This is a genomic window from Duganella aceris (assembly GCF_011090165.1).
Classification (GTDB): domain Bacteria; phylum Pseudomonadota; class Gammaproteobacteria; order Burkholderiales; family Burkholderiaceae_D; genus Rugamonas; species Rugamonas aceris.
On sequence record NZ_JAADJT010000005.1, the window covers coordinates 139,455 to 162,088 of the forward strand.

The window sequence follows — 22,634 nt, forward strand, 5'->3', positions numbered from 1 at the left end:
CTACCATGCACACCATGAATCCTCAATTAGACCAACTTCACGACTTTCTTCAACGCCACGAGCGCGTGCTGGTGCTGACCGGCGCCGGCCTGAGCACGGCCTCCGGCATTCCCGATTACCGGGACAAGGAAGGCGTCCGCCGTGGCCGCACGCCGATCCAGGGGCCGGATTTCCGCAAATCCGAGGCGGTGCGGCGCCGGTACTGGGCGCGCAGCATGGCCGGCTGGCCGACGCTGGCGCAGGCCGATCCCAACGCCGGCCACCGCGCGCTGGCCGAGCTGGAGGCGTCCGGCCGCATCGCCGCGCTGATCACGCAAAACGTCGACGGCCTGCACCAGCGTGCCGGCAGCCGCAACTTGATCGAACTGCACGGCAACATCCACGGCGTGATCTGCCTCGACTGCCGCGCCAGCTATGAACGCGCCGCGATCCAGGCCTGGCTGACGGCGGCCAATCCGGCGCTGGCCGCGAGCGGCGGCGCCGGCGGCGAAATCGTCCCCGAAGCGCGGCCCGACGGCGACGCCGAAATCGAACTGGACGCCTTGCAGGATTTCCACATGCCGTCCTGCGAAGCCTGCGGCGGCACCCTGCAGCCGGACGTCATTTTCTTCGGCGACAATATCCCGGCCGAGCGCACCGCCGCCGCGCTGCGCATGCAGGAGCAGGCCGACGCCTTGCTGGTGGTCGGTTCATCGTTGATGGTATTTTCAGGCTACCGCTTTTGCAAGCTGGCGGCTGCGGCGGGCAAGCCGATCGCAGCCATCAACCTGGGCAAAACCCGGGCGGACGACCTGATCGGATTGAAAGTGGAGGCGTCGGCAACCGAGGTGCTGCCGCTGCTGCTTTAATTCCGCTGCAACATCGAGCGGACGATGGCTTCCTTGGCCAGCACATAATCCTGGCCGGCCATGACGAAGTTGGTGTTCGGCTGGATCACCTTGACGTTGATGAACACCATGTCGCTGGTCTCGGCATAGGAGCCGACCACGATCGCCTGCGCGTTGTGGCTGGTGGCCACTTCGCCGATCTCGCGGGTCAGCATCAGCTCTCCCTGGTTGCGTTTCAGGTAGACGCTGTTACGCAACTTCATCTCCAGCATGCTCAAGCCGCCTTGCGACAGGCGCGTCGACAGCTGCTCGGACACCAGCCGGCCCAGGGTGGTGGTCTGCTCCAGCGCATCGATATTGACGATGGTGGCCATGATCAGCGGCTTGTCGGCCATCAGCTTGCCGCTGAGCTGGCGCATCAGCGAATCGGCCGCCTTGTAGTTGGCGTCGATAAACTGGTTGGAGGAAATCGTGGCGTAATTGCCTTCGTCGCTCTTCGGCGTGGAGGAACAGGCCGCCAACAGCAGCGGCAATGCCAGCAGGGCGACGCGGGCCAGGGATTGCATCATTTACATGTCTCCACGGACTTTGAAGATCCTGGTCAATTGAGGTTCTTGCGGCAGCGGATCGATGATGCCGTACAGCATGCGATCGGTATCGGCCACATAGTAGGCGGAAGTATTGCGCGCCACGTAACGGTACTGGTCCGACACCGAGACGGTGACGATGACCTCGGTCTTCGGCGTCTCGCCGGGCGCGAACTGGGCGTTCCAGGTGTCGCGCGTGTCCAGCGCGCCGCCGGAGGAGGCGACTTCCAGTTTGACCGGCGTGTCGCGGGTCGTCCAGATGCCGGCGCCCAGCGACGCCAGCTGGCCGTGGTTGCGGTATTGCGGGCGGTCGGCGGCGAAGGTCAGCGCCTGCACGTCCAGATCGACCCGCAGCGAGCCGGCGGGGCTGCGCGAGACGGTGTGGCCGTCGTTGACCAGCGACGTGGTCAGCTGGGTCGCCAGCGCGCGCTGGAACGGCGTCGGATCCCGCGCTTCGGCGATGAACACCGGACGCGGCGGGCTTTTCTTGAGCTCGGCCACGATGCGTTTCTCGATATCGTCGACGATCACGCCCCAGTGCCCGGCCGCTTGCAGCTTGGCCTGCTTCGCGACCGGGAAATTGGCCGGCAGCGGAGTCGGCGTGTAGCGCGACGCACATCCTGCGAGTAGTATTCCGGCCACCAAAGCCGTTGCAGTTTTCAGCGCCATCATTGCCTCGTCGTCAAAAGTCACTGTCCGATCCGCGCCCATGGCCGGGCCGCGAATGTAAAATCATCCTGCTCTCAGTTTAGCATGGATGTTTCTAGTTAGAAATTCTCCGGCGCATAAAAAACCCGGCGCGGGACCGGGTTGTGTACAGCATGCGCAACAGTTTTCTAGCGGACGTTGGTCTTCATCGCGTGGGCGACTTCGCGCTTGCCGTCGCGATCTTTCTCTGTGGCACGTTTATCGTGCATTTTCTTACCTTTGGCCAGGCCGATCTCGCATTTGACGCGGCCGCCCTTGTAGTGCAGGTTCAGCGGCACCAGCGTGTAGCCGGAGCGGGTCACCTTGCCGATCAGCTTGTCCATCTCCGAGCGGTGCAGCAGCAGCTTGCGGGTGCGCACCGCTTCCGGGCTGATGTGGGTGGAGGCGGTCGGCAGGGCGCTGATGTGGGCGCCGAACAGGTACAGCTCGTCGCCCTTGATGGTGACGTAGGCTTCCTTGATCTGCACCCGGGCGTCGCGGATGGCCTTGACTTCCCAACCCTCGAGCACGATGCCCGCTTCGTAGCGGTCCTCGATGAAGTAGTCAAAAAAGGCTTTTTTGTTGTCGGCTATGGTCATGTGTTGGTATCGGTTAAACTACTGCTGCGCGCCCAGGCACGCCAATAATCCAACACTATAGCAAATGGTTAGACAATGGCAGTAGTACACAAATCAGTTTTCCTCGGTTACAGCGCGCAGCAGATGTTCGATCTGGTCGCCAAGGTCGAGGACTATCCCAAATTCCTGCCTTGGTGCGGGGGCGTCGACATTCGCGAGCGGGGTGAAAACACGGTGGTCGCCAGCGTCGGCATCAACTACCATGGCGTCAAGCAAAGCTTCACCACGGCCAACGAAAACACGCCGTCCACCTTGATCAAGATGAAGCTGGTGGACGGTCCTTTCAAGACCCTGGACGGCGTCTGGACCTTCAAGCCGTTGCGCGAGGACGCCTGCAAGATCGAGCTGGACCTGCACTATGAGTTTTCCAACATGATTCTGGAGCAGTTGGTGGGGCCGGTGTTCGGCATGATCGCCAACAGCATGGTCGATTCCTTCTGCAAGCGGGCGGAAACCGTGTATGGCAGCTGAGACCTTCAACATCGAGGTCTGCTACGCCAGCGACGCGGCGCAATTCCTGCGCGCGCTGCGGGTGCCGGCCGGCACGACCATCGAGCAGGCGATCGCGCTCAGCGGCGTGTTGCGGGAAGTGCCGGGTATCGACCTGGCCGCGATGGCGGTCGGCATCTACGCCAAGAAAAGAACGCTGGACACGGTCCTGCGCGAGCACGACCGCATCGAAATCTACCGCCCCCTGATCGCCGACCCCAAAAACGCCCGCCGCCGCCGCAAGCCTAAGCCAGATGCCGCAGCAGAAAACGCTGCAGCGCCTCCTGCTTAAAGAATTCGGTGTGCCAGACTTCGTGTTGTTTGTGCTGCGGCGTCCCGAAGCTGAGTACATGGTTGTCGCGCGCGTCGGGTAGCAGCGCGGTGGCGTAGGGCACCACGACGTCGTTGTCGGTCGAAGCCATCAGCGCGCGGTTGATCAGGGCGCCGGTGCGCTCCAGCGGCGATTCGCCGAAATCGAAATTGGCTCGGGCGTATGCGGTGTGTGCGCCGTCCAGCAGGGTGCCGCTGCGGTTCAAGGCCGCGACCAGTGCCGAGCCGCTCGCCAATGCTTGCACGCTGGGCCGATCGAAGCCGAGCGACACCACCATCCGCGCGAGCCCGATCACCACGTCCAGCGCCATGCCGCCGCTGAAGGATGCGAGCATCGCCGCCACGTTGAGGAAATGCCGCAATTGTTCCGGTTCCGCCAAGGGCGAGCCTTGATTGGCGGCCGCCACGAACATCACCTTGTCGACCAGCGTGATGCGGCCGCGCCGCTGACGTGCGATGGCGGCCAGCATCGCGTCGTCGGATGTATCGGCCAGCAGCGAGCGCACCACCAGTCCGCCACGGCTGTGGCACAGGATATCGAGTTCCCAGCCGGCGTCGGCCGGGATGTGCGCCAGCAGGTCGAGCGCGTTTTGTTGTGGCGTCTTGGCGATGGTCCAATGGTTGTAGCCGAACACACGGCCGTCGTAGCGCCGCAGCAGCTCGTGCAGCCCAGCGTCGCCTGCCAGATCGGCGAACGCGCCTTCGATCGAGCTGAACACGCCGTGCACCAGCAACAGCACCCTGCGGCCGCGCGCCGCCGCCAGCTCCGCAGCGGGGACCGGCGCCTGCGGCGCGCCCGGGCCGTGTCGCAGGCTGACCAGGCCTTCCGGCTTGCTGTGCGCTTCGACCGCCTCGATGGCGGCCTGCGTCATCCGCTCCCTGGCGCGCAAGGCCGCCCGCACGATCCACTGCGCGCCGCGCCAGGCCTCCGGCACCAGCGTCCGCCCGGGCGAGGGGAAGCCGAATTGGATGCAGCCGCTGTCGCGGCGCTGCACGATCATCAGGTCGGCGTCGGCCGCCGGTGCGAGCGACGGCGCCACGCCATGTGCCGGCGGTGGGACGATGACCTCGCCCCCCGCGTCGGCGAGCGCGCGCTGCAGTTCAAGTTGTTTGATTGGAGTCAGTCGCATATCGGTCCCCTGGCGGCAGTGTATATTGTGCCGCCTCCAAGCCGCGCCGCTTTGCATTGTTGCAAAGTGATCTTGCCGCAATGCCTCTTCCTCGCCGGGAACGATCAACCTAAGATACACTTACTTCATCGCCACCACGAGACCAAAATGAGACGTAGCAAGCACACCCGCATAGTCGTGATTGCCGGTTTGTGGGTCAGCCTGTCCGGCGCGCACGCCGGCACCGAATGCCCGCCCGTCACGCGCGTTGGCCTGAGCGACCTTGGTTATTCCTCGTTCCGCGAAGCGAACGGCAAGATCGGCGGCATCTCGGTCGACGTGGTCAACGAGATCGCGCGCCGCACCGGCTGCAAGTTCGAATTCCTGTGGTTTCCGCGCCAACGCCTGTTCGTCGAGCTGGAGGCCGGACGCATCGATATGACGATGGCCGCGCTGCGCACGCCCGAGCGCGATGTCTACGCCCGCTACCTGCCATACGCCTATCTGCAATACGATCTGGTGCTGTCGAACACGCCCGGTCGGCCCTACACCAGCCTGGGCGACTTCGTCGCGCGCGGCACCGGACGCCTGAACGTCACGCGCGGCATGAACTACGACGCCGCCGTCGAAACGCAGCTGTCGTTGCTGGCCGCCGCCGGCCGGCTGGAAGTGGTGAATGATTTCGAAACGGTGTTCGGCAAGCTGGAAATGGGCCGCGCCGACGGCACATTGGCCACGCCGCCGATCTACACCAAATATCTGAAAAGCGGGAACCTGAAGGACCGCACCTCGGTGATCACGCTGCCGGAAGCGACGCCGCGCTTCACCGGCGTCTACCTGTCGAAGAAAACCGTGTCGACCGCCGCGCGCATGCGCTATGCGGCGGCGTTGAAGACCATGGTGAGCGAGCAGGTGCTGCCCGCCCTGTACGCCAAATACTTCGACGACGCCACCGTCAAGCGCCTCGCCAGGCAAGCCAACGGGCCGCTGCTCGCGGCCCTGTCGGCGCCCGAATAGGGCTTACTGCCCCTTGACGTTGACGGTCTTGGCGTCGAGATGCAGCTTGACGCTTGCGGCCGGCGTCGCACCGGCCGATTCGGCCAGCGTGACGACGTAATCGCCGCCGGCGACCTTCCAGGTCTTGCTGGCGCTGTCGTACATGCCCAGCAGACGCGGATCGATGCGCACGGTCGACTTGCCGCTGGCGCCGGCCTTCAGCGCGACCTTGTCCCAACCGGCCAGACGCTTCGGCGCTTCCCAGCCGCCGCCCACCTTGGACACATACACCTGGCCGACCGCCTTGCCGTCGACCTTGCCGGTGTTCTTGCTGGTGAAGCTGACTTCGACGCCGTCGGCGCCGGCTTTCGCGCTCAAGTCCGAGTAGGCGAAGCTGGTGTACGACAGGCCGTAACCGAACGGGAACAGCGGCTTGTGGCCCTTCAGGTCGAACCACTTGTAGCCGATGGCCGCGCCTTCGATGTTGTAGTCGGTGCTGACTTTTTCCAGGATGTTTTCATCCTTGGTCTTGCCGTCGCCGTCGATCACCTGGCGCGGCAGCTGCGCCACCGAAGCAGGGAAGGTGGCCGGCAGGCGGCCGGACGGATTGACTTCGCCCGACAGCACGCGCGCGATCGCCGCGCCGCCGCTGGTGCCCGAGTACCAGGCCTCCACCACCGCGCCGACGTTATGCAGCCACGGCATCACCACCGGGCCGCCGGTCTGCAGCACCACCACGGTTTTCGGATTGGCCTTGGCCACGGCGGCGATCAGCGCGTCCTGCTGGCCCGGCAGGTTCAGGTCCGGCGCATCGAAGCTCTCGGCCAGCCACTGGTTGCCGAACACGATGACGACATCACTGGACGCCGCCAGCTTGGCCGCCGCCGCCAGGTCCTTGCCGTCGTTGTAGCTGATCTTGGCCTTGCTGCGCGCCGCCAGCTCCTGCATCGGCGACGAGCGGTGGTACACGATAGGACCCGGGAAGTGGGTCGGACCCTCGTTCGGCACCGCCGAGCCGCCGATCGGATACACCTGCGCCGAACCGCCGCCGGACAGCACGCCCACGTCGGCATGGCCGCCGATGACGGCGATCGAACGTACGCCGGCTTTCAGCGGCAGCAGATTGTCGTAGTTCTTCAGCAGGACGATGGATTCTTCAGCATCCGCCTGGGTCACCTTGCCGTGCGCGGCGAAGTCGATGCCGGCGCTGGCCGACGTCGGCGCCGCCACCGGATGCTCAACGACGCCGTTGGCGAACATGGTGCGGGTGATGCGCTTGACCATGTCGTTCAGGCGCGCTTCCGGCACGTGGCGATTGACCACGGCTTCCTTCAGCGCCTCGTTGAAATAGGCGGACTTGTCGAACGGGTAGCCGGACTGTTGATCCAGGCCGTTCAACGCGGCGGGGATGGTCGAGTGGGTCGCGCCCCAGTCGGACATGACGAAGCCGGGGAAGCCCCAGTCCTGCTTCAGCACCTGGTTCAACAGATAGTCGTTTTCGCAGGCATAGTCGCCGTTGACGCGGTTGTAGGCGCACATCACGGAGCCCGGCTTGCCGTGCTCGATCGCGATCTGGAACGCCAGCAGGTCCGACATGCGCGCCGGTGCGTCGTCGATCTTGACGTTGACGTGATTGCGGTTGGTCTCCTGGTCGTTGACGGCGTAGTGCTTGACGGTCGAGATGATGTGGTTGGACTGGATGCCGCGAATCTGCTCGCCGACCATGACGCCCGCCAGCAGCGGATCCTCGCCGCCGTATTCGAAGTTGCGGCCGTTGCGCGGCTCGCGCATCAGGTTGACGCCGCCGGCCAGCAGCACGTTGAAGCCGCTGCTGCGCGCCTCGCTGCCGATCATCGCGCCGCCGGCGAACGCCAGTTGCGGATTCCAGGTCGCGGTGGTGGCCAGGCCGGACGGCAGGGAAGTGCGCTCATACGGTTTCTTCGACACCGCCTGGGTCGCGACGCCGACGCCGGCGTCCGACTGCCATTGCGGCGGCAGGCCCAGGCGGGCGATGCCCGGCACGTAGCCGGCCGAATCGGGACGGCCTTCCTTCGGCTGCTCGAATTTCTTCGGTGTGAACTCGGTGGAAAAGTAGGCGAACACGGTCTGGATTTTTTCATCCAGCGTCATCGCCTTGACCAGCTGGTCGGCGCGCGCGTCCGGCGACAGCCTGGCGTTCAGCCAGGGCTTGCTGTCGTCCGCGGCGTGCGCGGCGCCGGTTAACATGAGGGGATAAACCAGTGCCAATGACAGCCAGAGACGCTTCTTCATACTTTTGCCGTGTCCTTATAATTTTGAATTGATCGGTCAGCGCGGGATCAGAACGTCCAGCGCATATGCTCCGCCCGCCACAATACCGGTGACGCGCGCATCAGTCAAACGTTTACCATCGCATGAAACCTGGATCTCGGCGACGTCGGCGCGTTGGATCGATACGTTGAACGTGGCATGACGGAACTCGCGCACCACCTTGATGCCGTCCCAGTGCTTCGGCAGTTGCGGCTTCACCAGCAGCGCGTCGCCGTCGCCCATCAAGCCGCACAGGCCCTCGATGAAGCAGCGATAGACCCACGACACCGTGCCGGTGTTGAACAACTGGCTGGAACGGCCGGCGGTGCGCGGGTATTCCTTGTACGCGCCGCGATAGTAGTTCGGGATGAACACCGGCAGCTGGCCGCGTTGCAGGTAGTCGGCCTCGTCCGGGCCCGGGATCATCTGGCGCAGCAGCTGATAGGCGCGTTCGCTCTCGCCGATGGTGTACAGGCTGTAGATGTAGAAGATGGCGGCGTGGTTGTAGACCGCGCCGTTCTCCGCCGAACCCGGATGCTTCTGCGTCACGCGGCCGACGTCGTCGCGCATCGCGCTGAACGGCGGCGCGAACATCTGCACGCCGTAGGGTGTCGACAGCTGCTGGTCCACCTGCGTCAGCATGCTGGCGCGCTGCGCCTCGCCGGCCGCGCCGCCCAGGATGGACCAGGCCTGGGGGTTGAGCCAGATCCGGCCTTCGACATCCTTGCTGATGCCGAAGGTGACGTTGTCGTCGGTGATGCCGCGCGCGAACCATTCGCCGTCCCACAGATGCGCGTTGGCGGCCTTGTTCACCGCGCTGGCGCCGGCGCGGAAGTGCTTCGCGCTTTCGGCCAGCGAGGCGCTGGCGCCGGCTTTCTCGCAGATGTCGGCCCACAGGTTCAGCGCATAGGCGGTGGCCACGGTCAGCCAGCCGGAGACGCCGCGTCCCTTGTAGCCGACCATGTTCATCGGATCGCACCAGTCGCCCTGCGCGATGTAGCTCAAGCCGCGATGGTCGCGCGCTTGCAGCAGCCAGTCCATGGCGCTGCTGACGCGTTCGGAGACGGTCAGTGCGATGCCGCTTTCGTGGCCGACCACGTCCTCGTTGAGGATGTCGTAGTCGTTGGTCTCGTCGAGATAGACCTTGAGCGCGACCGGCAGCCATACGCAATGGTCGGTGTGCGGCACCTGGTTGATGTATTTGAGTTCCGCGCCTTCGATCAGCAGGATCCCGTCCGGCATGGCGCCGCTGGCTTCCTGCTGCGACAGCGCGTGCAGGAAGGCGGCGCGCATCACGCTGGGCTTGATGAAGCTCATGCCCATATTGTCCTGCAGGTAGTTGCGGGTCTGCGGATCGGTGCTGAGGCGGTTGACGTCGCCGTGGTAGAACACCTGGCGCGGCAGCCAGTTGTTGACGAAGTTGTCCAGCTCCTGGTCCGGCGTGTTGATTTGCAGGCATCCGCGGCCGCCGGCGATGTAGCCGGCGTAATCGGCCTTGGCTGCGGCGAAGGCGGCGGCGCTCAGGTACTTGGCGCGCACCGCCTTGATCTCGGCGTCGTCGAAGGCCGGGCCGAAGATGAAGCGGTAGTCGTGACTTTCGTCGGCGGCCAGCGCCAGGCGGTATTGCACGGCGGCGGTCGGGGTCTCGTAGCGCGCGTCGCTGTTGCCCATTTGTTCGGCGCTGATCGACGACGGCGCGTGCAGGCCGCCTTCGCCTTCGAAGGCCATCTGCTGTACTTCCCACGCCAGCGGCGCTTCCTCGCACAGGAAGTAGGTCTTGTCCTTGAAGTCCTTCTGCTTGAAGTAGTCGGTCACCTTCTGGTACGGCGTGACGCAGCTGGCCACGACGCCGCCCAGGTCCGCGCGGTATTCGCCGGACTGGTTCATCCACGACATGTAGCCGATCGGGAAGTAGGGATAGACGCTCAGCTTGCGCGCGCGGCCGGACAGATTGGTCACGCGCAGCGACCACAGTTCGACCACGTCGGCGGTCGGCAGGCTCAGATTCAGCTCGATCCGCAGGCCCAGGTGCTCGATGGTCCAGGCGATGTCGCTTTTGCCGACCGAGAAGGTGTAGCTGTCGACTGGCGCGCGCACCGGTTCGTACGGCGCGGAGAACAGCTCGCCGCTTTCCTCGTCCTTGATGTAGAAGAAGCGGCCCGGATGATGCGCGTAGTAGTTCTGCTCCGGCTGCATGAAAGTCTTGGCCTCCAGGTTCGGCGCGTAGGCGTACTTGGCGGGTTCCGGCTGCATGAACTGCGCGGTGGCGTAGCCGCGGCAGGTCACTTGTATCATCATCTTCTGGTTCCACAGGAAGCCCGCCGCGCGCGGCATCGCCGTGGGGCTGGTCAGTTCGTAGCGGTCGCCATTGTGGGTGGGGCGTAACATGAAACGATCTCCGTTATTAAGTGGTTTTGCGCGCCTCCAGATCCGCCTGGATCTGAATCAGCTTGGTGTTGTCGAGGTTATAGAAGAACATGATGATCACCGCCAGCACCGCGAACGCGGCCGGGATGAAGGACATCAGCCACAGGATGCCGGCCTGCGAGCCGGCCGACTGCGTGACGTTGGCCACGTAGCCCAGCTGGGTGAACAGCCAGCCGATCACCGCGACCGCGATCGCGGTGCCCAGCTTCTGCGAGAAGGTGGCGGCGGCGAAGGTCATCGCGGTGGCGCGGCGGCCGGTGCGCCATTCGTTGTAGTCGGCGGTGTCGGCGTACATCGAGAAGGCCAGCGGCGACTTCGGCCCCAGCGCCAGGCCCATGCCGATCTGCAGCGCGAACATCAGCGTGACCTGGTCCTTCGGCACGAAGAAAAAGGCCGACGACAGGATGGCGGTGATGGTCATCAGGATCATCATCAGCTTGCGCTTGTCGATGAAGCGGGTCATGAACGGCGTCAGCGAGGCGCCGACGGCGGCCGAGATCATGTAGGCGGGGACGAAGCCCTGCATCAGTTCCGGCCGGCCGACCACGTATTTGAAGTAGTAGGCGGCGCTGGTGGTGCGCAGCGTGATGGTGATCATGATGATCAGCGCCAGGAAGAACAGCGCCACCCAGGGACGGTTCTGCGACAGGTCGCGGATGTCCTGCCAGACGTTGGACTTTTGCGTCGGCGCCGGCTGGATGCGTTCGCGGGTATTCATGAAGGTCAGCACGAACAGGATCGAGGCGAACACGCTCCACACCAGCATCGTCAGCTGCCAGCCGCGCTTGTCGTCGCCGGAGCCGAGCCACGACACCAGCGCCGGCGTGGCGGCGGTGACCAGGGTGCCGCCGGCGAAGGCGAAGATGAAGCGCAGGCCGTTGACGGTGGAGCGCTCCTGCGGATCCGACGACAGCACGCCGGACAAGGCGTTGTACGGAATGTTGATGCAGGTGTAGCAGACCATCATCAGCAGATAGGTGCAGTAGGCCCAGACGATCTTGCCGTCGTGCGTCAGGTCGGGCGTGGTGTAGGTCAGGATCGCGGCGCAGGCCAGCGGCACCGGCACCCAGATCAGGTAGGGGCGGAACTTGCCGAAGCGGGTCGAGGTGCGGTCGGCGGCGGCGCCGATCAGCGGATCGGTGAAGGCGTTGATGATTTTGATCGTGAACATCATCGAGGCGGCGGCGGCGGCCGAGATGCCGAAGACGTCGGTATAGTAAATCAGCAGGAAGGTCGCGATATTGGTCCAATAAAAATTGAAGCCCATATCGGCGACGCCGTAGCTGACTTTTTCACGCCAGGTGAGTTTTTTTTCCACGATCGCTTTCAAACACATGTAAAAACAGGCAGTGCAACCAAGGCCACACTGCCCGAACGGGGCGGAGCGCTGTCTGTATCAGCGCGGCGGTACCACCCCGGAGAGAGCCCGGTAGTTCAAAATTTCGCGCACCAGTTCCGCCGTCGGCTGCGCGATGTCGAGCACGATGCCCGCTTCGTCGGCCTGCAACGGTTCGAGCGCCGCCAACTGGCTGTCGAGCAGCGAGGTTGGCATGTAATGGTCGGCCCGTCCAGCCATGCGCGCGGCGATGGTCTCGCGCGGGCCGGCCAGGTGGGCGAAACGCAGTTCCGGATCGGCGCTGCGCAGCAGGTCGCGGTAGCGGCGCTTCAGCGAGGAGCACGACAGCACCAGGCCCGCGCCGCGTTGCCGCGCCTCGTGGATCTGGCCGTGCAGGGCCTGCAGCCAATCGGCGCGGTCGGCGTCGGTCAGCGGCACGCCGGCCGACATCTTGGCCACGTTGGCGTAGGAATGGAAGGTGTCGCCTTCGATGAAGGGGACGCCCAGCGCCGTCGCCAGTTGCAGCCCGACCGAACTCTTGCCCGATCCGCTGACGCCCATGATGACCCAGCACAGTTGATTACTCATATTGCCTTAAATGATAGCGCTAACAGTGTTGGGTGCAGTGTAACCGCTTGGCGGAATTTGTAAACAAGATTTGATGCTGCGGCGCAGCAGCCGCAGCCCGGGGTCTATGCGCTCTCGCGCGCCATCAAGGTGAAGCCGAGGTCGATCTGGCGGGTCGGCAGATCCTCACCCTTGATCACCGCGCGCAGCAGCGTCGCGGCTTCGAAACCGATGCGGTAGCGCGGCGTGCCGATGGTGGTCAGCGACGGATTCATCCATGCCGAAGCTGGCAGGTCGTTGAAGCCGCAGATGGCCAGCTGCGACGGCACCGGAATGCCGCGCCGCTGGCATTGGTAAATGGCGCCGTGCGCCAAGTCGTCGTTGCAGCAGAAGATCGCCTCGCAATCGGGCGCCTGCGCCAGCATGCGGCCCACCAGCTCGGCGCCGAGCGCGATGGTGGACGGCTCGGCCACCATCACCTCCAGCCTGGCGTCGGCCAGGCCGGCTTCCTGCATCGCCTTGCGATAGCCCTCGGCGCGGCGCAGCGTCCGTTCATCCAGCTGCGCGCCGATGAAGCCGATGCGCTTGTGGCCCTTGTCGATCAGGTAGCGCGTCATCGCATGGCCGGCCTGGAACTGCGAGAAGCCCACCGTCATCTGCGTCGGATCGGTCGACATGTCCATCATCGACACCACCGGCACGCGCGAGGTGGTGAGGATCTGCTGCACGCGCGGGCTGTGGCTCAGGCCCGACAGCAGCATGCCGTCCGGATTCGATTGCAGATAGGTGCCGATCAGCTTTTCCTCTTCCTTGTCGGAGTAGCGGGTATTGCCGATCAGGATCTGGTAATCGTCGGCGTCGAGCGCGTCCTGGATCCCGGCCAGCACCTCGGTGAACACCGCGTTCGACAGCGACGGCACCAGCACCGCGATCACCTTCGACTGCGACGAGGCCAGCGCGCGGGCGGCGCGGTTGGGCACGTAGCCCAGTTCGGCCACGGCCTTGTCGACCCGGTCGCGCAGCGCCTGCGACACCATGTCCGGCTGGGTGATCGCGCGCGACGCGGTCATCGTCGCCACGCCCGCCATCTCGGCCACCATGGCCAGGGTGATGCGTCCGCTGGCGCGGCTCTTGCCCGTTTGTGTCTTGGTCATCAGTAATACTTATCCAGGGATATTGATAGCGATATCATACGGCAGCTTGCCGCCGAATGGAGAGTGGCTATTTGCACTCAGCCAAAACTTTCTGCGTCTTTTTGCGCAAATCATCGCGTTCCTGGTCGGTCATGACGCCGCGTTCGCCGTTTTTGTCGTAGCTGCTGAGGCGGACACCCTGGTCGAGCGCCAGCTGATTTTTGCGGGCGCCGTCGCAGTTGGCGGCGATATCGGCCTTGCGCTGGGCATCCTCGCCGGCCTTTTTCTCGGCGGCGGCGGCGTCGGTCTTGCGCTTGTTGAAGTCGGCGTTGCGCTCGGCCAGCGTCGGCGGGCGCTTCGGTTCGGCGGCCGGCGCCGGCTCGGTCTCGGCTTCCGCCGGCGCGTTGGGATTGAACAGCGGCTTGCCGGGCGCCTTCAGGATGCGCTTGGCCGGCACGTTGGGCGGCGGCGGGCGGTCGGAGAGCTGCTTGACGCCTTTGTCATCCAGCCACATGTACTGGGCCAGCACCAGCGGACAGGCGGCCAGCAGCAGGGCGCCAGCCAGGGCGCGCAGAGGAACGGTGTTGCTTCGGGATGTCATGGTGTCGCTCCTATTCGTGTACCAGATTTCGCCATGATTTACGGCAACTGTCAATGGACACGCACAGGGCGGGGCGACCACCTCCGCTCGGAGGTGGTCGGTGAGGCGGGAATTACCTGGCTTTGCGGCGGCGCGCGGCGAGGCCGAGCATGCCCAGGCCGGCAAGCAGCATGGCGTAGGTTTCCGGCTCCGGTACTGCGGCGACGCTCGACTGATCGAACTCCACGCGCAGGCCGGTCGGGTTGCCGCCGTTCTGGGCGAAGTTGGTGACGACCACCGAGAATACGTTGTTACCGGTATGGAATCCCGAAGCGGCCGTGAAGCTGCTGAAGTCGGCCGCGCCGAAGCCGCCGGTGGTGCCGATCTCGACGCCGTTCAGGTAGGCGATCGCCGAATTGTCGGCGCCGAAGTGGCCGCTGAACGACGCGGTGCTGGCGTTGTATTGCGCGCCCAGGTTGAAGTTCAGGGTCCAGGTGTAGGTGCCATCGGACGATGGATCGAAGGTCGCGCCCTGGGCCGACGTCGGCGTCAGCCATTTCGAGGTGCCGGTGTTCTCGGTCCAGTAGCCGAACGGGAACGAACCGCTGGTGGTGATGTAGGCGGCGTGGCCGTCGACCAGGTAATAGTCGTCGGTGCCGGTGCCGGAGCCGGTGTTGTGCAGGCCGGTGATCGTATCCGCTTGGGCGCTGAACGCTGCCAGCGCCACCACTGCCATCAAAGCTATTTTTTTCATGTGAGATCCCCTTTATTGTCAGCCAGGCGATAACCGGATAGTTGCCAGCGCTAGCATGGAGTTGATTATAGAAAATGTATTGTGCAATGTCAAAACAATATTAGTCATGTCTTCGTGGAAATGTTTTGGCGGGCTGCAGGAAGTTTGGGGAGGTTTACGACGCTGAGCGTTTCTTCCTGTATAATGCCGCTTTGCGCCTATAGGAAATACTATGCGTCTACTTCAAAAAGCACTCACCTTCGATGACGTGCTTCTCGTCCCAGCGTACTCGAACGTTCTGCCTGCCGATACGTCCCTCAAGACTCGCCTGACCCGAAATATCAGCCTCAACATCCCGCTGCTGTCCGCCGCGATGGATACGGTCACCGAAGCCCGTCTCGCCATCGCCATGGCGCAAGAGGGCGGCATCGGCATCATCCACAAGAACCTGAATCCGAAGGATCAGGCGCGCGAAGTGGCGCGCGTCAAGCGTTTCGAGGCCGGCGTGCTGCGTGATCCGATCACGATTCCGCCGACCATGAAGATCCGCGACGTCATCAAGCTGACCGAGCAATATGGTATTTCCGGCTTCCCTGTGGTCGAAGGCAAGGAAGTGGTCGGCATCATCACCAACCGCGACCTGCGGTTCGAGCAGGAACTGGACGCCGAGGCGCGCGCCAAGATGACCCCGCGCGAAAAGCTGGTGTACGTGAAGGAAGGCGCCGAGGGCGCCGACCGCGACGAAGCCAAGCGCCTGATGAACAAGCACCGCCTGGAGCGCGTGCTGGTGGTCAACGATGCGTTCGAACTGCGCGGCCTGATCACGGTGAAGGACATCCAGAAATCCACCGAGCACCCGCTGGCGTCGAAAGACTCGCAGGGCAAGCTGCTGGTCGGCGCCGCAGTCGGCGTCGGCGCCAAGGATGAAGAGCGCATCGAGCTGCTGGTCGCGGCCGGCGTCGACGTGCTGGTGGTCGACACCGCGCACGGCCACTCGCAAGGCATCCTCGACCGCGTGAAATGGATCAAGACCAAGTTCCCGCACGTCGACGTCATCGGTGGCAACATCGCCACCGCCGCCGCCGCCAAGGCGCTGGTCGAATACGGCGCGGACGCGGTCAAGGTCGGCATCGGCCCTGGCTCGATCTGCACCACGCGTATCGTCGCCGGCGTCGGCGTGCCGCAGATCACCGCGATCTCCAACGTCGCCGAAGCGCTGGAAGGCACCGGCGTGCCCTGCATCGCCGACGGCGGCATCCGCTTCTCGGGCGACATCTCCAAGGCGCTGGCCGCCGGCGCGTCGACCGTGATGATGGGCTCGATGTTTGCCGGCACCGAAGAGGCGCCGGGCGAAGTGATCCTGTACCAGGGCCGTTCGTACAAGTCGTATCGCGGCATGGGCTCGCTGGGCGCGATGTCGGACGGCTCGGCCGACCGCTACTTCCAGGACGCCACCATGAAGGCCGACAAGTTCGTACCGGAAGGTATCGAAGGCCGCGTCGCGTACAAAGGCAGCGTGCTGGCGATCATCTTCCAGCTGGTCGGCGGCGTGCGTCAATCGATGGGTTACTGCGGCTGCGCCACCATCGACGAACTGCGCAACAAGGCGGAATTCGTCGAGATCACCTCGGCCGGCATGCGCGAATCGCACGTGCACGACGTGCAAATCACCAAGGAAGCGCCGAACTACCGTTCCGGCGACTAAGACCCTTGCAACGCCGGCGCTTACCGCCGGCGTTTTTCTATATTCTCATCTTCATCGGCTTACTCCATGCACTCTAAAATCCTCATTCTCGATTTCGGTTCCCAGGTCACCCAGCTGATCGCGCGTCGCGTGCGCGACTCCGGCGTGTTCTCGGAAGTGTACCCGTACGATGTCAGCGACGAATTCGTCCGCAACTACGGCGCCGCCGGCGTGATCCTGTCGGGCAGCCACAGCTCGACGCTGGAAGGCGACGCGCCGCGCGCGCCGGACGCCGTGTTCGAACTGGGCGTGCCGGTGCTGGGCATCTGCTACGGCATGCAGACCATGGCGGCGCAGCTGGGCGGCAAGGTCGAGAACGGCCTGGTGCGTGAATTCGGCTACGCCGAAGTGCGCGCGCGCAGCCACACCAAGCTGCTCGACGGCATCAACGACTTCGTCACCGACGAAGGCCACGGCATGTTGAAGGTCTGGATGAGCCACGGCGACAAGGTGCTGGAAATGCCGCCGAGCTTCAAGCTGATGGCCAGCACCCCGAGCTGCCCGATCGCCGCCATGGCCGACGAGGACAAGCGTTTCTACGCCGTGCAATTCCACCCGGAAGTGACGCACACGGTGCAGGGCAAGGCCATCCTGGGCCGCTTCGTGCACGAGATCTGCGGCTGCAAATCGGACTGGAACATGCCCGACTACATTTCGGAAGCGGTCGAGAAGATCCGCGCCCAGGTCGGCACCGACGACGTGATCCTCGGCCTGTCCGGCGGCGTCGACTCGTCGGTGGCCGCCGCGCTGATCCACCGCGCCATCGGCGACCAGCTGACCTGCGTGTTCGTCGACCACGGCCTGCTGCGCCTGAACGAAGGCCAGATGGTCATGGACATGTTCGCCAAGAACCTCGGCGTCAAAGTGATCCGCGTCGACGCCGAAGAGCAGTTCATGGGCCACCTGGCCGGCGTCACCGATCCGGAGCAGAAGCGCAAGATCATCGGCCGCGAATTCGTCGAAGTGTTCCAGGTCGAATCGGGCAAGCTGGTCAACGCCAAATGGCTGGCGCAGGGCACCATCTATCCGGACGTGATCGAATCGGCCGGCAAGGGCAAGAAGGGCCAGACCATCAAGTCGCACCACAACGTGGGCGGCCTGCCGGAGACCATGAAGCTCAAGCTGCTGGAGCCGCTGCGCGAACTGTTCAAGGACGAAGTGCGCAAGCTGGGCGTCGCGCTGGGCCTGCCGCACGACATGGTGTACCGCCACCCGTTCCCGGGTCCGGGCCTGGGCGTGCGCATCCTCGGCGAAGTCAAGAAGGACTACGCCGACCTGCTGCGCCGCGCCGACGCCATCTTCATCGAAGAGTTGCGCAATACGCCGTACGAGCCGGTGGTTGTTCCAGGCTTCGACCAGGACAGCGTGCCGACCAACTGGTACGAAGCGACGTCGCAAGCGTTCGCCGTGTTCCTGCCGGTTAAATCGGTGGGCGTGATGGGCGACGGCCGCACCTACGAATACGTGGTGGCCTTGCGCGCGGTGCAGACGCAGGACTTCATGACGGCGCACTGGGCGCACCTGCCGCACGCGCTGCTGGGCAAGGTGTCGAACCGCATCATCAACGAAGTGCGCGGCATCAACCGCGTGGTCTACGACATCTCGGGCAAGCCACCGGCGACCATCGAGTGGGAGTGAGGAGTCCGCCATAAGTCCATGAATTTAAAGGAAAATATTGGATTTTCCTTGTGTTCGGCGTTGAATTATTAATGGCGTTCACGATTTGGATCAAGGCGTTATTGAGTCAGTAAGCGGCCTTTTTGCGGTTTTGCAGCGGCCTGCAAAGCCGTGTAGGTCGGTTCGACTCCGATCCTCGCTCCAAAACTCCAAGCGGGAGTAGCTCAGTTGGTAGAGCGCAACCTTGCCAAGGTTGAGGTCGAGAGTTCGAGACTCTCCCGCTCCAGTATGTTGAAGGGCAGCCGTTGTGGCTGCCCTTTTTGCATTCGGCACGTAAGAAGGGGAGTGGGGCTAGTTTCGTTTCCGCATATGCCCTGCCTTCCTCTTGGCTCGACTAACCGACCAGTCGCCCTGGCGACCCTGATCGCAGCACTCTACTACGACCTGTCGCAGGATAAGCAGGTGCAGATCCCGAAACAGGAAGAACGGCGCGAGCGCGAGTTGCAGGAGCTTGTGAAAAAGGGCAAGCGGCCGGCTGCAATGTTCATCGATGAAGCGCACGACTTGAACGGCCACACGCTCATCGGCCTCAAGCGCCTTATGGAGGTCGTAGAGGACGTCGGCGGCCGGGTGTCGGTCATCCTAGCTGGCCATCCCAAACTGCGTAACGGCCTGCGCCGACCGACGATGGAAAAAATCGACTACTGTACCGACGTATTCAATCTGGACGGCATTGTTGGGAGCCAGCGCGACTACATCCATTGGCTGCTTGCCGCCAGCACCGGCGGCGAGGCCGAGCCGGCCGATATTTTTACAGCTGAAGCGATCGACATGTTGGCCGCCAAGCTACGCACGCCCTGACGGTTCAGTTGCATCTGACTTTGGCCCTCGAAGCGGGATACCAGACGGAAGAGAAACCGTCACTGCAGAATTTGTGAATACGATCATGTCGCGCCAACTCGACGATCTGGAGCCGACCCTGGCGCGCCACGGCTACCGGCTCAAGGACATGACCGAGCAGTTCGACGCCAGAGCAGCGGAGATCCGCGCAATGTTCTGTAAACAGCTCGAACCGAAGCGCACGGCCGAGATCCGTGAACGCATGCTGGCAGCCGGCCTGCCAATTTAAAGCTCGCCTCACGGTGGCCCGGCCAGTCGCAATTAATTCCGGTTCATGCCGCTGTAATGCTGGTCGATCCGGATGATTGCAGGTTCATTCGCAGTTATCTCGGGTTTGAAGTACGCGCTGGAGGCTGTTAATTTCGGTCCAAAAAGCCGATGTACGCAGGTCGGTCGATTTTCGAATGCAAGTCGCTACATGTAGGTCTGATTAATTTCCCAGGTTTTGACCTAGGTAATCGATGAAGACCCTAAGTTTAGGGGACGCGTAGCGCGTCTCGGGCCACAGCATACTTACGGTGATGTTCTGGTCCATGTATTCATCGAGAACGGTTAGTAGCTCGCCACTATCCAATCCGTCACTGACCATAAAGATCGGTAGGAGCGCTATCCCGCGCCCTTTCTGTGCGAGATAACTGACCGCCTCTATGGTGTTGCTGATGGCGGCAACCGGTAAAACTGGCACTGATTCGCCGTCGGGGTAGTGTAGGGGCCAGGGCTCCAGTTTTCCACTGCCGTGGAAGCGGTGTAGTAGACATGCATGTTCACTGAGTTCACCTGGTCGCCTCGGAATACCGTGTTTTTTGAAGTAAGACGCGGCCCCGACGAGCACTTGCGGAAATGTTCCCAAGCGGCGGGAAATTAGTCGCGAGTCGGGCTGGTCGCCGGTTCGCACCACGAGATCGAAGCCCTCTTCGATGACGTCGACCATGCGATCGGACAAGTCGATGTCGAGTTCAATCTCGGGATGTTGCGCAATGAACCTTTCGAGCACGGGCATCAGAAAACTGGTCAGTTGTGGGAGGCTAATGCGCAGTTTGCCCTTGGCCGTAGTGACCGCGTTCGACAACTCGTTTTCCGCAGCCTCCACCTCGCTAAGTATGCGGCGGCAGCGATCGAGAAACAATGCTCCCTCGGTAGTCAACGTTATGCTGCGCGTGCTGCGGTGGAATAGCCTGACCTTCAGGCGCTCCTCGATGCGGGCGATACTTTTCCCTACTGCGGACGACGAAACACCTAAAAGGCGGCCAGCCTCGGTGAAGCTGCGAATTTCCGCAACTCTGACGAATATCGAAATTCCACTTAGACTGTCCATAAATTAGGTCTCTTTTTGCATCAATTGTGAGCACGCCCAGAAGACTTAGGCTTAACCAGCGCCAGTCTTCTGGTGTGACTACGTAAGCGTTACTCGGGTGCCGGTGCGGTTCGACGCGTCGATTGCCTCGATGACGTCGTGCATCTTCAGCGCGTCGCGGAAAGTGGGGGCCAGCGCTGTGCGTTCCCGCACGTCGCGTGCGTAGGCCGCGTAAAGGTGGGCCAACTCGACGGCGCTGCCGCCCATGTCAGTCGCGGGCAGCCAGTTATATTCAGCCGGCACTCGAAGTACCTTCAGTGGCTGGCCTTCGCCTTGTGCGCCTTCAATGACATTGAACGTGTCGCCGAAACTACTAGAGTTATAAACTTTCAGGTCGCCTTTGCTGCCTGTGAGGTCCAACTGCAGTCCATAGTTATTCAGCTTGCCGGCTTCCAGGTGCACGGAGAGCACAGCACCATTGGAGAAGGTGCCACTCAGCACAACCTGGTCCGGAGAAGTGTGTGCCTGGGTGACACCGGTTTCCGCGATGGTAATTTCCTTGAACTGATTCACCGTCAGCGCGTTCATCGTGACCGGGAAACCAAAATGGGTGAACAAGACGTCAAGGAAATGACCACCGTAAATGGACAGCAGGCTGGAAAAGTTTGCTTCTGGAACGGTGTAATACAGTGCCGCCATGCGGAGCTGCTTGAAATACTCGACGCTGATGTGCAGCCGAACGGAGCGCAGGTCACCGATGTAACCGTCGGCGAGTAGCTGCCGTACGTAACGGTAGTCAGGGCCGAGGCGACGTTGAAGGCCTACGATATGCCGGACGCCGGCCTCTTCCGCGAGCTCCATCAGCTCTGCCGATAATGCGCGCTTGGGCGTCAGCGGCCACTCGCAATAGACGTCTTTACCCGCAGCGATCGCGGCGCGAATGCCTTCCTCGTGCTGCGGCGCCGGCGTCAGAACCAGGACGAAGTCGACTTCCGGGTGTTCCACAAGCTCTTTCAGCGATGTCACCGCATATTTGAAGCCGTGGCGTTGCGCCAGGTCCTTGGCTTTGTTGTCGTCCCGGCTGAACACGGCGGTCAGTTCATAATCCGGCAACAGCTTGAGCGATGGGATATGCCCGTACTCGGCCCAGTTGCCCGCGCCGATGATGCCGACGCGGATTTTTGCATTGCCTGTGCCGGGGTTGGTGATAGTGTTAACCATAAATTTTCTCCAAAAAGTTGACTTCGATATCGGGGACTTCAGGCGAGGAATACTAGGCTAGTTCGCACGTTAGAAAAATGGGCCCGAGTGACGAAGATATCGGACAAAAACATCCGTAAAGGACGAAGTAACTTTTTGGCTGTCTGTTTGAATCGATTGCCCGTCCGTAGTGATTCACTGCGGACGGGCGTGGGTTTCTGATTACAGCGCGGTGCGGCCACCATCAACGCTGATTGACTGGCCAGTGATATAGGATCCCGTATCGGATGCGACGAAGATAATCGCATTGGCAATCTCATTGGCCTCGCCGAGGCGTTTCATTGGGAGCCCGTTAGCCAGATAGCTTTTCACTTCCTCACCGCCGGCGAAGCGATCCAGCATCCCGGTCTGGATCGGGCCGGGCGCCACCGCGTTGACGCGCACGCCGAACGACACACTTTCCAATGCTGCCGACTTGGTCAGTCCTTCAACCGCATGCTTGCTGGCGGCGTACACTGAGGCGCCGGGTGCACCGATTTTGCCGAATGCCGAGGAGATGTTGACAATGCTACCTTTGCCCTGTGGCTGCATTACGCGCAGCTGGTGTTTCAGGCTAAGCAAAACTCCCAAGACATTGGTGTCGAAGGTGGCGGCGAATTTGTCAGCTGTCTGCTCGGTGATTGGTCCCGGCTGACCCTCGGTGCCTGCGTTGTTGACCGCGATGTCGAGGCGGCCGAAGCGCGCCACCGTTTGATCGACCAGGTTGCGTACTTCGTCGTCGTTGCGGACATCGGCTTTGACGAACTCAGCTTGAGCGCCCAGCTCGCGCAGCTCGATCGCCAGTTTTTGACCAGCATCGTCGTGGCGACCGGAAACAACAAGGTGTGCGCCTTCGCGGGCGAAGGCTACAGCGGTGGCGCGTCCAATACCGGTCAATGCGCCGGTGATCAGTACTACTGGAGTGGTGGCGGGGTTGTTCATGTACATCCTTAAATGTCAGTTTGAGTGGGCTGCGTATCATTACGCATTGCAATAAGTATGTACGACCGTATTGCTTGTGTCAAATAAAATATGGAGGTACATAGTTTATTTCAATGCCATCTCATCCTGTCAGAGGAGACGTTGGGTAGCGGCGGAGGCGGCCGGGTTTG

22 protein-coding genes and 2 tRNA genes are annotated in these 22,634 nt (G+C 62.7%); 10 read left to right on the forward strand and 14 right to left on the reverse strand.

All coding sequences use genetic code 11. The features are described from left to right. Positions 1-5 precede the first annotated feature (5 nt). Positions 6-848 carry an NAD-dependent protein deacetylase gene (locus GW587_RS12395; RefSeq protein WP_166103065.1) on the forward strand — a complete coding sequence of 281 codons (843 nt, stop codon included), beginning with the start codon at positions 6-8 and terminating at the stop codon, positions 846-848. Here the strand turns inward: GW587_RS12395 and GW587_RS12400 are convergent. The 3 genes from GW587_RS12400 to smpB form a co-directional block, all read right to left on the reverse strand. After that, entirely contained in the window at positions 845-1,396 is a 552-nt protein-coding gene (locus GW587_RS12400) for a FlgO family outer membrane protein (RefSeq protein WP_166103068.1), read from the reverse strand. The genes GW587_RS12395 and GW587_RS12400 overlap by 4 nt on opposite strands. Then, positions 1,397-2,107 (reverse strand): hypothetical protein, encoded by a 711-nt coding sequence (locus GW587_RS12405; protein WP_371875583.1) that lies wholly within the window; start codon positions 2,105-2,107, stop codon positions 1,397-1,399. A 143-nt stretch (positions 2,108-2,250) separates the two neighbouring features. Then, positions 2,251-2,700 (reverse strand): SsrA-binding protein SmpB, encoded by a 450-nt coding sequence (smpB, locus tag GW587_RS12410; RefSeq protein WP_166103070.1) that lies wholly within the window; start codon positions 2,698-2,700, stop codon positions 2,251-2,253. 75 nt (positions 2,701-2,775) lie between these two features. Between smpB and GW587_RS12415 the strand changes: the two genes are divergently transcribed. Together GW587_RS12415 and GW587_RS12420 are read left to right on the forward strand one after the other, a co-directional pair. Continuing rightward, positions 2,776-3,210 carry a type II toxin-antitoxin system RatA family toxin gene (locus tag GW587_RS12415; RefSeq protein WP_166103073.1) on the forward strand — a complete coding sequence of 145 codons (435 nt, stop codon included), beginning with the start codon at positions 2,776-2,778 and terminating at the stop codon, positions 3,208-3,210. Beyond that, positions 3,200-3,520, forward strand: a complete 321-nt coding sequence (locus GW587_RS12420; protein ID WP_166103075.1) for an RnfH family protein — start codon at positions 3,200-3,202, stop codon at positions 3,518-3,520. The genes GW587_RS12415 and GW587_RS12420 overlap by 11 nt, the downstream gene beginning before the upstream one ends. On the opposite strand, the gene GW587_RS12425 is transcribed toward GW587_RS12420, so the two are convergent. Beyond that, on the reverse strand, positions 3,474-4,688 hold the full coding sequence (locus tag GW587_RS12425; protein WP_229259417.1) for an esterase/lipase family protein: 1,215 nt from the start codon (positions 4,686-4,688) through the stop codon (positions 3,474-3,476). The two genes, GW587_RS12420 and GW587_RS12425, sit on opposite strands and share 47 nt — an antisense overlap. Positions 4,689-4,835: 147 nt before the next feature. Between GW587_RS12425 and GW587_RS12430 the strand changes: the two genes are divergently transcribed. Then, positions 4,836-5,684, forward strand: a complete 849-nt coding sequence (locus GW587_RS12430; RefSeq protein ID WP_166103078.1) for a substrate-binding periplasmic protein — start codon at positions 4,836-4,838, stop codon at positions 5,682-5,684. Positions 5,685-5,687: 3 nt separating this feature from the next. Here GW587_RS12430 and GW587_RS12435 read toward each other — a convergent pair whose 3' ends face one another. From GW587_RS12435 to GW587_RS12465, 7 genes are all read right to left on the reverse strand, one after another. Continuing rightward, a complete protein-coding gene (locus GW587_RS12435; protein WP_229259418.1) occupies positions 5,688-7,889 on the reverse strand; it encodes a glycoside hydrolase family 3 C-terminal domain-containing protein in 2,202 nt (733 codons plus the stop codon). Positions 7,890-7,970: 81 nt separating this feature from the next. Beyond that, positions 7,971-10,340, reverse strand: a complete 2,370-nt coding sequence (locus tag GW587_RS12440; protein ID WP_166103083.1) for a GH36-type glycosyl hydrolase domain-containing protein — start codon at positions 10,338-10,340, stop codon at positions 7,971-7,973. Between the two features lie 16 nt (positions 10,341-10,356). Continuing rightward, a complete protein-coding gene (locus tag GW587_RS12445) occupies positions 10,357-11,697 on the reverse strand; it encodes an MFS transporter (RefSeq protein ID WP_371875584.1) in 1,341 nt (446 codons plus the stop codon). 78 nt (positions 11,698-11,775) lie between these two features. Beyond that, positions 11,776-12,303 (reverse strand): gluconokinase, encoded by a 528-nt coding sequence (locus GW587_RS12450; protein ID WP_229259419.1) that lies wholly within the window; start codon positions 12,301-12,303, stop codon positions 11,776-11,778. 104 nt (positions 12,304-12,407) lie between these two features. After that, positions 12,408-13,436, reverse strand: a complete 1,029-nt coding sequence (gntR, locus tag GW587_RS12455) for an HTH-type transcriptional regulator GntR (RefSeq protein WP_166103088.1) — start codon at positions 13,434-13,436, stop codon at positions 12,408-12,410. A 67-nt stretch (positions 13,437-13,503) separates the two neighbouring features. Continuing rightward, positions 13,504-14,016, reverse strand: coding sequence for a DUF4124 domain-containing protein (locus GW587_RS12460; protein ID WP_166103091.1), 513 nt, complete (start codon positions 14,014-14,016; stop codon positions 13,504-13,506). Positions 14,017-14,128: 112 nt separating this feature from the next. Continuing rightward, complete coding sequence (locus GW587_RS12465; protein WP_166103094.1) at positions 14,129-14,749, reverse strand: FxDxF family PEP-CTERM protein; 621 nt, start codon at positions 14,747-14,749, stop codon at positions 14,129-14,131. A gap of 211 nt (positions 14,750-14,960) precedes the next feature. Here GW587_RS12465 and guaB point away from each other — a divergent pair, with 211 nt between their 5' ends. The 6 genes from guaB to GW587_RS12490 all read left to right on the forward strand — a co-directional run bounded on the left by guaB (position 14,961) and on the right by GW587_RS12490 (position 19,218). Further along, the gene (guaB, locus tag GW587_RS12470) at positions 14,961-16,433 is read left to right on the forward strand and encodes an IMP dehydrogenase (RefSeq protein ID WP_166103096.1); all 1,473 of its coding nucleotides are present in this window, start codon (positions 14,961-14,963) and stop codon (positions 16,431-16,433) included. A gap of 66 nt (positions 16,434-16,499) precedes the next feature. Continuing rightward, positions 16,500-18,110 carry a glutamine-hydrolyzing GMP synthase gene (guaA, locus tag GW587_RS12475; protein ID WP_166103099.1) on the forward strand — a complete coding sequence of 537 codons (1,611 nt, stop codon included), beginning with the start codon at positions 16,500-16,502 and terminating at the stop codon, positions 18,108-18,110. A 112-nt stretch (positions 18,111-18,222) separates the two neighbouring features. Then, positions 18,223-18,291: transfer RNA gene (locus tag GW587_RS12480), tRNA-Cys, on the forward strand. Positions 18,292-18,305: 14 nt separating this feature from the next. Beyond that, positions 18,306-18,375 (forward strand) — tRNA-Gly (locus GW587_RS12485). A 176-nt stretch (positions 18,376-18,551) separates the two neighbouring features. Further along, complete coding sequence (locus GW587_RS30990) at positions 18,552-18,950, forward strand: hypothetical protein (RefSeq protein ID WP_207393463.1); 399 nt, start codon at positions 18,552-18,554, stop codon at positions 18,948-18,950. A gap of 85 nt (positions 18,951-19,035) precedes the next feature. Further along, positions 19,036-19,218: a phosphoribulokinase gene (locus tag GW587_RS12490; protein WP_229259420.1), complete on the forward strand. Its 183-nt coding sequence runs from the start codon at positions 19,036-19,038 to the stop codon at positions 19,216-19,218. Positions 19,219-19,419: 201 nt separating this feature from the next. Here GW587_RS12490 and GW587_RS12495 read toward each other — a convergent pair whose 3' ends face one another. The 3 genes from GW587_RS12495 to GW587_RS12505 all read right to left on the reverse strand — a co-directional run bounded on the left by GW587_RS12495 (position 19,420) and on the right by GW587_RS12505 (position 22,464). Beyond that, positions 19,420-20,304, reverse strand: coding sequence for a LysR family transcriptional regulator (locus GW587_RS12495; RefSeq protein WP_166103102.1), 885 nt, complete (start codon positions 20,302-20,304; stop codon positions 19,420-19,422). A gap of 78 nt (positions 20,305-20,382) precedes the next feature. Beyond that, positions 20,383-21,504, reverse strand: coding sequence for a Gfo/Idh/MocA family protein (locus GW587_RS12500; protein ID WP_207393464.1), 1,122 nt, complete (start codon positions 21,502-21,504; stop codon positions 20,383-20,385). 201 nt (positions 21,505-21,705) lie between these two features. Beyond that, complete coding sequence (locus GW587_RS12505) at positions 21,706-22,464, reverse strand: SDR family NAD(P)-dependent oxidoreductase (protein ID WP_166103105.1); 759 nt, start codon at positions 22,462-22,464, stop codon at positions 21,706-21,708. Positions 22,465-22,634 lie beyond the last annotated feature (170 nt).